This is a genomic window from Bdellovibrionales bacterium (genome assembly GCA_016714165.1).
In the GTDB taxonomy this organism is placed as follows: Bacteria; Bdellovibrionota; Bdellovibrionia; order Bdellovibrionales; family UBA1609; genus JADJVA01.
Genome location: JADJNU010000001.1, coordinates 465,581 through 478,465, shown reverse-complemented (window position 1 = coordinate 478,465; position 12,885 = coordinate 465,581). Strand labels below are relative to the sequence as shown.

The window sequence follows — 12,885 nt, the reverse complement described above, 5'->3', positions numbered from 1 at the left end:
AACAAAATTTCGATCTTTTGCCAAGTGATAGAATCGGGCAACTACCAACGCGCCTCCGAGACCCTGCACGTCACACCTTCCGCATTAAGTCAGACCATAACGAGTCTGGAACACTCACTTGGAATTTCTCTATTTGATCGAAGAGGAAGAAAACTGATCCCCACAAAAGACGGCCTAAATATTTATCAGGAGTTTGGACGATCGCAATCCGCAATCCTTCAAACCTTAAGACAAATCAGAGGCCGTGAAATTGAGGTTTCTGGCATGCTCCGAATTGGCGCCTACCTTGAGTTTGCAAAATCGAAACTGACCGGTTTACTCAAGGATTTTATTCAGGAATTTCCAGAGGCTAATATAAAAATGGTCTTTGACTCTCCTTCGTGCTTGAATCAGCTCTTAAATCGCGGTCGTATCGATCTCAGTCTCTCAATTTTCCCTTCTATTGAAAAGAAGACTGTTCGCTCCCAGGCCCTTTGCCAGGAAGAGTTGGTTCTCATTTCCTCGGTCAACATATTTCCCGAAAATCCCACTTTCGAACAAATCCTAAATACTTCTATTATTGATTACTATTTCAATCATCAGCCCATCCGTCGCTGGCTCGATATTCACTTCAACAGACGTCCCAAAAAAATTCCCGTTCGTGTCTTTGCTTCAACAGCCGAAATGGTCGTCTCCCTTGTTCGAGAGGGAGCTGGAATTGGGGTTGTCCCAAAATATCTTGTGGCTTCTCCTGAAACACGAAAGGGGCTCAAAATTATTCGACCCAGCTCAAACAAAATGATTGATTATATTTGGTTATTAGAGAGGGTTGGATCTGAGAAGTCAGGAGTCCACGCGGCCTTTAAGACTAAACTGATGGATCACTTTAATCCCCCAGTTAAACTCTTATAAGCTGAGAAACTCGCTCGGCGAACCAAAACAGGAGCAGGAACAAAACGAGAAGAGATAGGGCCACCGGCTAATCTTGTTGGAGAGCTTTTTTGGCCTTGGCATGAAGGGAATCTAAAGCATCCCCGAGTTTCTTTCTCAAAGTCTTCAAATTGGTACTCGCATCCTGTTTCAAGGAATCCACCTCGGCACGGATTCCGGTGCGCTTCTCTTCGAGTTCTTTGATGGTTTCTTCGAGAGTTTGATTGCCTTTCTCCTTCACTTTCGCTCGCAATTCTTCAATCTCTTTCTCAACATCATTGAGTTTGACCAACATCTCATTTTTTAGAGCTTTGATGTCTTGCTTGGCTCCCTTAACCGTTTCAAGCTCAGCAAAGGCAAATGAAACCGAAAACATCACAGACAACACAAGAACTAAACACTTCATGCTCCACCTCTACAAAAATTGTTGCAATGAACGGCCGAACCGACCGGCATACTATCACCTGTATGCTTGTAAAATCTAGTTTAAGTATTTTGATTACTGGTTGAATTATTTTCGCCTGTAGAAGTGAGCTAAAATTACCCAAGACTCTTTTTCCAGACGAAGGAGCAGACAGGCACCTCATTAATGAAAACATTACATCGCCCCTCTCAAACTTGCCTTTTATTAACATCAACTTGAAGCTTGTCTTTCGGACTCAATGGAGAGTCCAAAAACCTATTCTTGGGGGATTATATGAGTTATCTGAAAAGCGTATTTTTAGTTGCCATCTTTACTGCATTTGGGGCGCTCGCAAAACCACCACCAGAAATTCGGCTCACTCCTGGTGTATTCAAAATGGTTCCCATCGATTCAGTGGGAAAACCCAATCCTCACTGTTCTATTTATCGAGAGCTCGTTCTCGATGAAGCTGAGATGACTCGGTCGTTTGCAGTGACGAACAATCGAATCGACGGCAATTGTGAGAGGGTTGTTTTTCCTAACGAGACTTACTACAGACTCAGGTATTCGTCTACCAGTTGCGGATCTAATACCTATCACGGCGAAAGAGTAACAGATGCGGGAGTTGAGAGGATCACCGTAAGCGATCACAGAACTCGACTGTGCCATGACCTTCCGGCAGGACTCATCGAACTCAGTCTCGAAAAACCTGACGGCGAAACGCTCAAGTTCGTCAATGAGCTGTAGAGTTTAAAATCATTTCGATCGAGAATCGTCAAGCAAGGTGAGAGGTCCTTGCAAAACCCTCGCTCGCAAGTTTTAATGTCTCGGCTGATCATTATCGTTATGAATGATGGCATGAAGTAGGAGTCTCCAACTTAATGCAGCATGCCATCAATTCTCTTTCAAAGCAGAAAACAAGAGACGGACTCCTCGCGAAATATCTTCATCAATTTTACAAAACACTCACTATCTTTCACTCTTCTTCTGTCCCACCGATTCCAAGGAAATCAGATTCTTCAGGAGTTTCAGAGATTTTGATTTCCACGGGAGTCTCATAAGATTGGCGCAACAATTGCTAGGGTAGCCTTCCGAAGTCATTATCTAAAAGTACAAATTGGAGGATCTTCCAGATGCAAACCCGATATAAATTGAGTCTTCTATCTACGGTCTTATCACTCGCAGTATTCCTGGCAAGCTCGCCAAACTCATCTGCTGCAGCAGAAAATGGTGAGAAAGTGAAAGTGCGGGTCTGTGGTGGAGGCAAGAGCGGCACATACATAAAGGTGGGTAAGTACTTAAAGCACATGCTCGAAGCATCGGGCGGCAATAAGACTTTTGATGTGGAAATTTACTCGACCTCGGGATCAAAGGAAAACATTGAAGCCATTAACAGTAACAAATGTGACGTTGCTGTTATTCAGCATGATGCAACAGCCTGGTTTAGATCGAACTCTGCGGACAACCCTATTGACCTGAGAATTGCCTCCAGGGCCTACGAGGAGCATGCCCATCTGGTTTGCCATCGTGATCTCGGAGTTAAGTCCTTCGCTGACCTAGAGAGTCTATCGCAAAAGGGCCAGGGAACCGTTTTTGTTGGTTCACTTCAGAGCGGTGGAGCCATGACTCTTGAAAATTTAAAGGCGTTCTACCCATCTGCATACGGAAAGATCGACGCCACTCCCGTTGAACCAACTTTGGATTCTGCTGGAAATATCAAATTTGATGCAACCCAAAATTCAATTCGCGCAGCTCTTGACAACAAGGCCTGTGCATTTTTTGTAACCAGAGCTCCCTACAAGTACCTGGCTGATCTTCCTCCTGATGTAAGTGGAAAATTGAATCTTGCGGACATCGATGATTGGAAATTCAATGACTTGAAAGACAGCGGAGAAAGGGTTTATGACTTTGTGCCTTATGACGAGATTTCTCCAGCCGATGGCGACAAAATTTACGAGAGTCTCCGAAACCTTTCCTGGACACGGACTGCAAAGACAACTTTAAAATTGTCAGCTGATCTTGTTGTCAATAGCGAATGGGAAAAGGACATGATCACTCACCTCAAAGAGGGCCAGCGTCCTGGAGCTGCTCAACGTTGGCAAAGCACCTTAGAGAAAATTGGCACAAAACAGGGCAATTTCAGCCAGCTAGATTCTCAGTTCAAAGACATCCCTGTCACAGTACTTCCAGAGCAGAATTAAACAAAAGGGGCCGATTCAAATGCACAATTCATCCAACTCCAATTCGAATTTCATGGCTTTCATTTACGCCGCTTTCATGGCAGTTTTTATGGGAGTGACGGCCCCCTCTTTTGCTGGCTGGTGGCCGTGGGGACAATCAGATCAGGAAAAAAAAGAAGAAATCTCTGGAAATAGCCGAGAGCAAAGACTCGCCAACCTCAGCGCTCAAGTCGGGCGACTCAACCTAAAAAATCTCAAGGAACGGAAATTCAGCGGAGAAATTCACTTCACAGGGGGCGGAATGAAGGATGATAGATCTCCATCAGCCACTTCAGAGGACGGCTATGAAATCCAATCGGATTTGAGTTTCTCCATTCCTGATATTGACACATTCGCAGTTCCTGTTCTGCCGGACACCGGCGACCACACCATAACGGTGGAGATTTTTTCATCTACCGAAAAATCAACAGACAAAGGCCGCGACAATTGGCTGAACCAAATGGCACGCCTCTACAATGAACTTCCAAATAAAGCTGGAAAGATAGCGATTCGCCGAATTGATTCTGGAACAGCCTATCAGTTCCTGGTGCAGCAACAGCTCAAACCGGACGAGGCCTATTCTGTTGAAGCCTTCTCGCCCTCCAATAGCTTGTGGGTAAGGATGGCAGAGGCAAGAGGTGTGCCTCTGACTAAAATCAGCGATAGTTTAGTCCAGAATGTAGCCGGAATCGTGATTTCAAAGGAAAAACTCCGACTAATTAATAATAATGTCGATACAGCTCAATTCTCGGTGGCAAATCTTGTTGATGCCGTCAATAGCGGTAAAATTAAAATGGGATATACAAACCCCTATTCAAGTTCGACCGGATTAAATTTCTTGGCGACCGTTTTAGAGACTTTGGCCGCTCAAAGCCAAACCGATTTTTCAAGTCCTTTGGTCACTGATGCCTTCCGAAAATTTCAGGATGGTGTCCCATTAATTTATGAATCGACCTTACAAATGCGTGAGGCCGTAAAGGGCGGAGAGTCTCTGGATGCGATGGTGATGGAGTATCAGACCTTCATTAATTCAGCTGATCTTCGGGACAAATTCTTATTCCTTCCATTTGGAGAACCTCATGAAAATCCCCTCTATGCCTCAAGCGATCTCGACCAGAAAAAAATGGAAATCCTGAAAGACTTTGCTCACTTTGCTGAACAAAGTGCAGACGCAAAACAAATGGCTCGTGAAATGGGATTCTTTGGCAGACCGGACTATGTCTCCGGTAGTCATGTGAGCGGAAAAAATCTTATTGCCATGCAAAAAATTTGGAAACGGGAAAAAACCTCCGGTCGCCCTGTGAACGCAGTCTTTCTGGGTGATATTAGCGGATCTATGAACCAATATAACAGGATTGAGATGGTCATTGAATCCTTGATTATTGGAGCTGAGTTTATTCGCCCCGAAAACCGAGTGGGACTTATATTATTTGACGATCGAGTCACCAGAGCACTTCCGATCGAAGCATTTTTGAACAAACAAAAAATGAGCTTTATTGGATTGGCCAGAGTTTTAAAGACTGAGGGTGGAACCGCCATGTTTGATGGTATTGCGGTTGCCCTTCATGACTTGCTCGAGCAAGAAGAGAAGCACAAACAGGATAAAACTGTTCTGATTGTTCTGACTGATGGCGCATCGAGAGACGACAGGCTCGATCAGGCACAAATCAAAAAAATCGCGGCTGAGCTTAGAATTCCCATGTATATTTTGGGAATGGAGGCGGATGAAGGTTTGATGGAGGAATTGATTATGACAGCTCGAAGCACCGGCGGAGATGCATTCCGAGTCACACCCAAAGACGTCAAGAGCCGCATTGCAAGTCTGCTCAATTCACAGCTGTAGTAGAGCGTAAAAAAATCGGCTAAAACCAGGGCTTTCATCGAGCGACAGGAGTATTGTCTTGTCTCCATCGACGTTCATGCCGAAGATAAAGAAAATTGAAAATGATTGGGAAGGCCATGGTTAAATCTATAATGGTGACTGTAGTGTTGATCTGTGTCATGTTTCATTTTTCTCCTCTGCATGCGGAAGTGATTGCAACGGGAAAGAAAGCGAGTTCCGGTCCTGTGCAATCAACAAACGACTCTTTACCCAAATGTTTCGATGAAAATTCTGACCTTGAGAAAATAAAGACTTATCAGAAAAACAATTCTCGGAACGAATACAAGTATCAGGGATATACTCAGTTATTTGATCAATCAGCTCTTGATGACGAAGAAATCCTGGCTCGCCTTATTTATGCTGAAACTCTTGCAGCCAATTGCCCAGAACAAGAGGACCTCGCTCTCCGAACGATTGCAGAAGTTATTCTCAGACGAATTGAGAAAAGACGCGGCCAGATCCGGCAAGTCGTTTTTGAGCGGGACCAGTTTGCTTCTTCGCTGAATATTTACCAGGAATCAAGCTACACGAATTTTCTTTGTCCTAAATCCCCCGAACTTTGGAAGAAAGCGAAAAAGTCGCTTTCTCTCCTTCGCTCTGGAACTGAAAAAAACTCTCTCCCAAATACGGCCTACAATTACTATCTCTTTAAGCATAGCACTCGATTCAAACCTCCTGAGTGGACTCGGACTTTTCAAGAAGCAAAGAAGGTGAACTTAGATGCCAACTCAATTTGTATAGCCGCCTATAGCAACCCTAAATGGAAATAAAACCAAAGAGCTGAGGAAGATTCCGCCCCACAAGGACGCCTGAAAATCTGTCCTCGATCAATGATCTGGTACTCTCTAAATTGGCCTGCTTGATTGTTGTTCCAACCTCCAAGGATGAGTTTACTTACACAGAGCTAAACACCTTAAGGGCAGTTCAGTATTTGAGTACCCATAGCAGGCACCACCATAACCACTATAACAATCGCCGCCATAACCTCTGTAAAGTGGGCCACCATAGCCTTCATACAGGCGTCCACCGTGGCCGCTATAAAGTGGACCGCCGTGGCCGCTGTAACAGGCGCCCCCGTGGCCGCTGTAAAGTGGACCGCCGTGGCCGCTGTAACAAGGGCCACCAGAGCGGCTATTGCCACCACACTTGATTACACCTTGACAGATTAAAATTCTAATTACTTCAGCATCACCAAGCGAATCGGCATAAACAGTAGTACTTAATAAACATAGGATTAAAAATATACTCTTCATCTTCTAATTCCCTTAATCTCATTTATGTTGTTCGAGTTTCAATTTACTTTACTCGTAAAAATGCTCACAGGTTTATATTTGATATGTAAAATTTATCTGGCATACCATGGTGCGCTGCAAACCTCACATAGGCCTGGTTGATCATAGGATCATAGCGATGAGACTTCGTCACCGCAGCATTCAGGTTTGTCTGGAGAACTCCAGACTCTGCTTTTCCGACAAACCAGTAGTAGAGAATGGGAACAGCAAAACGACTTAATATGGTAGGCGGCAACCTCACCAAAAATGAGACTGATAGCCAAACCCTGAAAAATTGGATCGGCAAGCATGACTGAACTGCCTACGACAACGGCGGCCGCAGTCAGCAGCATTGGACGGAATCTCAATACGCCAGCACTCACTACGGCCTCCTTTAGATTCATGCCAAGGCCCAACTGATGTTCTATGAAGTCAACTAGAATAATCGAGTTACGCACAATAATTCCGGCACCCGCAATGAAACCGATCATCGACGTGGCCGTAAAATATGATCCCAAAATGGCGTGCCCAGGCAGAATACCGATAAGACTAATTGGTATCGGAGCCATGATGACCAATGGAACGGTAAAGCTTCTGAACCAACCAAGCACTAAAATGTAAATCAAAACCATGACCACCGCAAAGGCCCCGCCAAGATCTCTAAACACTTCATAGGTGATGAACCACTCCCCGTCCCATTTGACCACGGGTGCAACAGTATTCCAGGGAACTTCCGCAGTTTGCAGTGGATATTTGATTTTCGAGGCAAGTTTCAAAATACCGTAGACCGGGGCTTCTTCGCTCCCAGATAGCTCGCTCATCACATAAGAAACGGGCTTCAAATTCTTTCGAAACAGGGAAATGGTTGCCTCCTCCCTCGCCGATTTCAAAACTTTATCGGCCTCGACTGTTCCGGTTTCAAATGAAGGGACGCGAAGACCCACAAAGGCCTGCTCACCCGAACGGGCCTCTTGCTTCAAAGATAGATCAATGTCCACATCTTCAGGTGAATTCACATTCGCCAAAGTTGTAACCGAAGTTTCCGAAAATACCAAGCGTCCCAATTCCATCAGCTCATTCGACCTTGTCCCTAAAAGGCCACCTTGCACTTGATCATACTCATAAACCTTCCGAGGTCGCCCCAATCTCAAAGTCGTGTCAAGATCAACAACACTTGGCTCAGAAGCGAAAACAGATTCGATTTCCTTTGTGACCCTTTCGCGCGTCTTAGCATCAGGTCCATAGACCTCGGCCATCATTGTCGCAAGCACTGGAGGACCAGGAGGAATTTCGAGGACCTTGATGATAGCTCCTTTGTCGCTGCCGAACTTTTTGATAAGAGGACGCAAGCTCTCAATAATTTTGTGGCTAGAATCTTTCCGCTTTCCTTTTTCACTCAAAACAATTTGCAGATCATTTTGGTAGTCAGCACTTCTTAGAAAAGTGTGTTTAACCATTCCAGAAAATGAATAGGGAGAAGCTTCGCCCGCAAAAACTTGTACTGATTCAACTTCTTTGTTCTTAAGAATCTCACGAGCAAGATCTGTTGACCACTGCTTACCCACCAAGAGCGGTGTCGTCACTGGGTAATCAATCAAGACTTGAAACTCCTGCTTATTGTCGAAGGGTAACATTTTTACCTTAACAGACTTGAAGTAGACCAAACTCATGGCAGCTAAAAGTAAAATGACTGAAAATGCCCCAAACAGAAGCGCCTGCTTCTTTGATCCGAGCAGCGCTTCCATGACCTTTTGATAGAGCTGATCCAGACGACTCACTTTGGGGGTTGAGCTTGCATCGCTATGGCGATTGGCCTTTAAGAGCTTTATCGCAGCCCAAGGCGTCACGACAAAGGCGACAAATAAAGATAACAACATTGCAAAGCTCGCCCCGATCGGAATTGGCTTCATATACGGCCCCATAAGACCTCTCACAAATGCCATCGGCAGGATCGCAGCAATAACCGTAAATGTAGCAAGGATTGTTGGGTTTCCAACTTCGTTCACAGCCTTGATTGTGGCCTTTACTAGGCCATCTTTAATGTTTTCTTTCAGGTGGCGTTCGATATTTTCAACAACGACAATGGCATCGTCGACCAAAATACCAATCGAGAATATCAGCGCAAAGAGAGTCACGCGATTGAGCGTGTAACCCATAAAGTAATAGATTGCGAGTGTTAACGCGAGCGTTACCGGAATTGCGATTGCCACGACAAGGGAGGCGCGAATACCCATAAATAGCGCAATCAAAACTGAAACTGATAAGGTTGCTAGCAGCAAATGCTCAATCAGCTCGTTTGACTTATCAGCGGCAGTCGAACCGTAGTCTCTGACGACTGTCATTCTTAGATCAGCTTTCTGCGGCTGTTCTTTGAGGAAAGAACCGGCCCTCTGAAGGATCTCACGAGAAAGTGTCACGACATTCGTGCCCTTTCTTTTTGAGAAGACAATTGAAACAGCTTTCTCGGGCTCTTGATTTTTCTCTAATAAAACCGAACTGCGAACGATTTCCTCTGGTCCGTCCAAAACCTGAGCTACATTTTTTATGAAGACGACTCGCCCAGCTCTCTGTCCTATTGCCAAGTTTCCTACCTCTTGGCCCGAGTGCAATCGTCCGCCGACCTCAACATCGAATACTTCATTTTCGCTCCAATTTTTACCGGAAGGTGCGAGGGCATCATTCATTTTAAGCGACTGCATGACATCCAAAAGAGAAACCCCGTGGGCTTGCATTTTTTTGGGATCTGCAATGACTCGAATCGCTCGTTTTTGTCCACCTAAAAGGCCGACCTTTGAAAGATCCGGTGTACTTGATAGTTCGCGAGCGAGAGGCGCGACAGAACTTCTGAGCTCAAACTCATCCATTTTTTTAGAAGTGAAGGTTAAAACAAGAAAGGGAACATCATCAATTGAAAATGATTTTACTTGCGGAGGCAAAACATTGCCTGGGAGCTCATGTTGAATCGTCATGAGCTTATGATGAATCTTAACAAGACTCGGCTCCAAGGGCTCGCCGACTTTGAATCGGACCGTCACAAGACTTCCGTGTGGTTGGCTGGTCGAATAGACATACTCAACACCATCGAGCCCCCATACCGCGCGCTCGATAGGCTCAGTCACTTTTCTTTCTGCTTCTTCTGCCGTGAACCCCGGAGCGGCTGTTCTAATATCAATCATCGGCACTGAAATCTGCGGTTCTTCCTCTTTTGGGGTCAGGTAAACGGCCATCAGCCCAAGTAGAAGACTGAAGATCGCAATGACGGGGGTTAGCTTAGAATGAACGAAGGTTTGTGCCAGTTTTCCGGCAAAGCCAAGTTTGCTATTTTTCATTTCTCACTCCTGAGCCCAGATGCATTCCGATATCAAATTTCTGTTTTGTGATGATTTGAGAACCGGCTTTGATCAGGCCAAGCTCAGCCTCACCTTGCTGGGCAATGAGGTCCGATCGCCGACTTAGTATTTCTACAATTTGAAGCGCATTTATCGATCCGTTTCTGAATAGAGTCTCGGTCATCTTGGACTGCTCCACGAGCAAATTGTGGCTGTCATTCAGTAACTCGATGTTTTGTCGCAAGGACTCGAGTGACTCATTGAGAGCGGCTCGTTCAGCGCGCTCTTGCTGATCTGAGGCTTCCGAATATTTCGCGGCAGCCATCGATTTCAGCTGTGCTTCCCTGAGGCTGCCGTAGCTAGATGGATCATATAGGCTCCACTGCAAATAGAGGCCGGCACTGTAGCCGTTCGCTGTATCGCGGTTACCATTGAAAACAAAGGCTTCAGCAAAAACTCCCGCACGAGGAAGGAACTTAGCCTTTTCCATGTTGGCCATCTGCTCACTGGCTTTCACACTCTCCTTTGCAGATTCGATTCTATAGGAGGAAATGGATTCGCCTTGATGTGAAAAGTCGAAGAAATAGCGATTCACAAAAGCATATGTGTCAATGCTTTCGGGAGACCAATTCTGGCCTTTCAAACCCATCTCACTAAGAGCCGCATAGTGAGATCGACTCTGAGCTTCGTACTCTTTAATGAGTCCACTCAAACGATTTGCCAGGGACTTCATACCGAGCAGGCCCGAATAGCCGACCGGATTCGACTTGCTCCCGAGCTGATAGCCATTGATCATGCGCTCAATCTCTGAAGCCAAGGCCTGAAGCTTGATTTTTTGCTGTTCAAGAACTGCAATAGATCCATAGGAGAGACCGACAGTAGAATATTCCTCAACTTGAATTTGTGAAGCTGCAATTTTCTGTGCAGCAACAGAGTGCTTGAAAAGCTCCACTTGAGATGATTTCATTCCTCCCTCGTAGAGGGCCAAATCAACGCCCAGAGCACCTCGTGTAAATAATTGGGTATCTGGATAATTGATCGAGTCTGGGCTGAAATCGGCCTGTTTAATGGAGCGTTGTTCGAGAACCCCAATGAACGAAGCCCCGGGATCATTGGTTTGATAGGTTCTGGCATCAATATACACTTTAGGCAACCAATGGCGGGACGCTCTTGATTGGGCTTCAGTCAAAGACTCAGTCTGTAATCGAGAAGACTCTTGAGCAGCAGACCTCTCGCTGATTTTACTCCACGCGGATGCAAACGAAAGCGTTTCGGCGCGAGCCGGAATTGCCGAAACGAAAATTACACTCCCTAAGATAATGAACTTTTTCATTTACTCCCTCTTCGCTAATCATTCTCAACCAGTTTCTTTATGGTCACTTCTGGTCGTCTTTAGTCGCCCCTCTCATCACTTCCATTTCGCATCCGTCTGCCTTGACCTCCTATTTATTTTTTCCGATACCACAGGTGTTAATTCCCAACATGGCGTAAGGAGGACACCAGCCGATAGCGCCCGTTGCGATTGGGATTAAGCCTAAGAGAAACCAAAGATTCGCTGGTCCGACGAACGCCAGCGAGACAAGTAATAACCCGAGAACAATTCTGACCACTCGCTCGATTGAATGAATATTTGTTTTCATAGTTCCTCTGCTCCTTTGTTTGGTTTGGTACTCCATTATAAATCATCTGATCCATCATCCTTTGCAATACTCCACCTGAATAGTTTTCATTAGGCGGACCAAACGTTTGTCTGCCAAAGAGTAGACCTGATATTTACCGTTTTTTTCAGAGTCAATCAGGCCCTCAAATTTCATCCGGATTAAAAATTGTGACATTTGCGACTGCGAGGCGTCACAAAGCTCGACAAGTTCGCCCACTGTTTTAGGTCCCTCAAGTAAATGACCAAGGACAAGAAGCCGCTGAGGATGCGAAAGTGATTTCAGAATGAGACACACCTCTTCACAAGACTTCTTTATCTTCTGGATAGAAACGGTATGTCGCATTAAATCCCCCCGCACATCAAAACTCATATTCGCAATATACATACGTATTATACTATGATAATATATTAATGTAAAGGAGGAAATCAAGACATTTTTGACGCTTCAAACTCATAACTTTACTGAAAAATAATGCGCAACATAAGGAGCAACTAAGGTTGCAAGACCGAAGGGTTCTTATTCGCAGAGTTCTTGGAGAGTCGCCGAGCTTTGAAATTCATTGTTGTACTTCAAGCCTGAAGGAAGCCAAATACGCCTTCATAACTTCAACCCTTCTTTTTCCTTCTAAGATTCCCGCCTTGGTTTTTAAAGTTTCAGCAGTTTTAAATAGTTTTTTGAAAAAGTGATCAACAGTATACAAAGAGTCATCTGGAATTCGAACGTCACAGAACGGATCATTATCATTATAAAAAGATCGCTTCAGAAGCCCCGCAGTAGAAAAACATCGGGCTATCCCAACTGCACCCAAACCATCGAGTCGATCAGCATCTTGCACGATTTTGGCCTCAATAGTATTCACTTCCAAATTTGCGCTGAAACTATGAGCCTCGATCGCATGGGCAATTTCGTCGTAGTATTCAGAAGGGTAATCAATCGATTTTAAAAATTCGATAGCCTTTTCGGAAGAAAGGCGTGAGGATCGACTTCGAAGTGGACTATCCTTGGGGATGATAACAAAATCATGAAGCCATGCTGCCGGGACTACGATTTCCGGAGTCCCTGCTTCAAATCTGCAAAGCTGCTTCGCAAGACCAACTACTCTCTTAAAATGGAGCAAATCATGAGCGGGATCCTCTGAGGAAGCTATCTCAGATATTTTTGACTCAAATATCTCTTCCCATTTTTCTAAACTAGAATTGATCTGAAAAAAA

11 protein-coding genes and 1 pseudogene are annotated in these 12,885 nt (G+C 45.0%); 6 read left to right on the top strand and 6 right to left on the bottom strand.

Features of this window, described 5'->3' with window-relative positions:
• Positions 1-24: 24 nt before the first annotated feature.
• Positions 25-891 (top strand): LysR family transcriptional regulator, encoded by an 867-nt coding sequence (locus tag IPJ71_02130; GenBank protein MBK7842482.1) that lies wholly within the window; start codon positions 25-27, stop codon positions 889-891.
• A gap of 67 nt (positions 892-958) precedes the next feature.
• Here IPJ71_02130 and IPJ71_02125 read toward each other — a convergent pair whose 3' ends face one another.
• Entirely contained in the window at positions 959-1,315 is a 357-nt protein-coding gene (locus tag IPJ71_02125; protein MBK7842481.1) for a hypothetical protein, read from the bottom strand.
• A gap of 291 nt (positions 1,316-1,606) precedes the next feature.
• Between IPJ71_02125 and IPJ71_02120 the strand changes: the two genes are divergently transcribed.
• From IPJ71_02120 to IPJ71_02100, 5 genes are all read left to right on the top strand, one after another.
• On the top strand, positions 1,607-2,059 hold the full coding sequence (locus tag IPJ71_02120; protein MBK7842480.1) for a hypothetical protein: 453 nt from the start codon (positions 1,607-1,609) through the stop codon (positions 2,057-2,059).
• A 386-nt stretch (positions 2,060-2,445) separates the two neighbouring features.
• The gene (locus IPJ71_02115; GenBank protein MBK7842479.1) at positions 2,446-3,513 is read left to right on the top strand and encodes a hypothetical protein; all 1,068 of its coding nucleotides are present in this window, start codon (positions 2,446-2,448) and stop codon (positions 3,511-3,513) included.
• 52 nt (positions 3,514-3,565) lie between these two features.
• The gene (locus IPJ71_02110; protein MBK7842478.1) at positions 3,566-5,374 is read left to right on the top strand and encodes a VWA domain-containing protein; all 1,809 of its coding nucleotides are present in this window, start codon (positions 3,566-3,568) and stop codon (positions 5,372-5,374) included.
• Positions 5,375-5,490: 116 nt separating this feature from the next.
• Entirely contained in the window at positions 5,491-6,183 is a 693-nt protein-coding gene (locus tag IPJ71_02105; GenBank protein MBK7842477.1) for a hypothetical protein, read from the top strand.
• A gap of 258 nt (positions 6,184-6,441) precedes the next feature.
• Positions 6,442-6,582: a hypothetical protein gene (locus IPJ71_02100; protein MBK7842476.1), complete on the top strand. Its 141-nt coding sequence runs from the start codon at positions 6,442-6,444 to the stop codon at positions 6,580-6,582.
• 148 nt (positions 6,583-6,730) lie between these two features.
• Here the strand turns inward: IPJ71_02100 and IPJ71_02095 are convergent.
• The 5 genes and pseudogenes from IPJ71_02095 to IPJ71_02075 all read right to left on the bottom strand — a co-directional run bounded on the left by IPJ71_02095 (position 6,731) and on the right by IPJ71_02075 (position 12,875).
• Positions 6,731-10,013, bottom strand: a pseudogene (locus IPJ71_02095) (efflux RND transporter permease subunit).
• Positions 10,003-11,346 carry a TolC family protein gene (locus tag IPJ71_02090; protein ID MBK7842475.1) on the bottom strand — a complete coding sequence of 448 codons (1,344 nt, stop codon included), beginning with the start codon at positions 11,344-11,346 and terminating at the stop codon, positions 10,003-10,005. The pseudogene IPJ71_02095 and the gene IPJ71_02090 overlap by 11 nt, the downstream one beginning before the upstream one ends.
• Positions 11,347-11,455: 109 nt before the next feature.
• Positions 11,456-11,653, bottom strand: a complete 198-nt coding sequence (locus IPJ71_02085; protein MBK7842474.1) for a DUF2892 domain-containing protein — start codon at positions 11,651-11,653, stop codon at positions 11,456-11,458.
• Positions 11,654-11,707: 54 nt separating this feature from the next.
• Positions 11,708-12,016, bottom strand: a complete 309-nt coding sequence (locus IPJ71_02080; protein MBK7842473.1) for a winged helix-turn-helix transcriptional regulator — start codon at positions 12,014-12,016, stop codon at positions 11,708-11,710.
• A gap of 214 nt (positions 12,017-12,230) precedes the next feature.
• Positions 12,231-12,875 carry an HD domain-containing protein gene (locus tag IPJ71_02075; GenBank protein MBK7842472.1) on the bottom strand — a complete coding sequence of 215 codons (645 nt, stop codon included), beginning with the start codon at positions 12,873-12,875 and terminating at the stop codon, positions 12,231-12,233.
• Positions 12,876-12,885 lie beyond the last annotated feature (10 nt).

What these genes read in the sequence shown, in the direction of transcription:
- IPJ71_02115 (MBK7842479.1), top strand. Translation starts at nt 2,446, where the DNA reads ATGCAAACCCGATATAAATTGAGTCTTCTATCTACGGTCTTATCACTC.
- IPJ71_02110 (MBK7842478.1), top strand. Translation starts at nt 3,566, where the DNA reads ATGGCTTTCATTTACGCCGCTTTCATGGCAGTTTTTATGGGAGTGACG.
- IPJ71_02125 (MBK7842481.1), bottom strand. Translation starts at nt 1,315, where the DNA reads ATGAAGTGTTTAGTTCTTGTGTTGTCTGTGATGTTTTCGGTTTCATTT.
- IPJ71_02120 (MBK7842480.1), top strand. Translation starts at nt 1,607, where the DNA reads ATGAGTTATCTGAAAAGCGTATTTTTAGTTGCCATCTTTACTGCATTT.
- IPJ71_02080 (MBK7842473.1), bottom strand. Translation starts at nt 12,016, where the DNA reads ATGCGACATACCGTTTCTATCCAGAAGATAAAGAAGTCTTGTGAAGAG.
- IPJ71_02105 (MBK7842477.1), top strand. Translation starts at nt 5,491, where the DNA reads ATGGTTAAATCTATAATGGTGACTGTAGTGTTGATCTGTGTCATGTTT.
- IPJ71_02085 (MBK7842474.1), bottom strand. Translation starts at nt 11,653, where the DNA reads ATGAAAACAAATATTCATTCAATCGAGCGAGTGGTCAGAATTGTTCTC.
- IPJ71_02090 (MBK7842475.1), bottom strand. Translation starts at nt 11,346, where the DNA reads ATGAAAAAGTTCATTATCTTAGGGAGTGTAATTTTCGTTTCGGCAATT.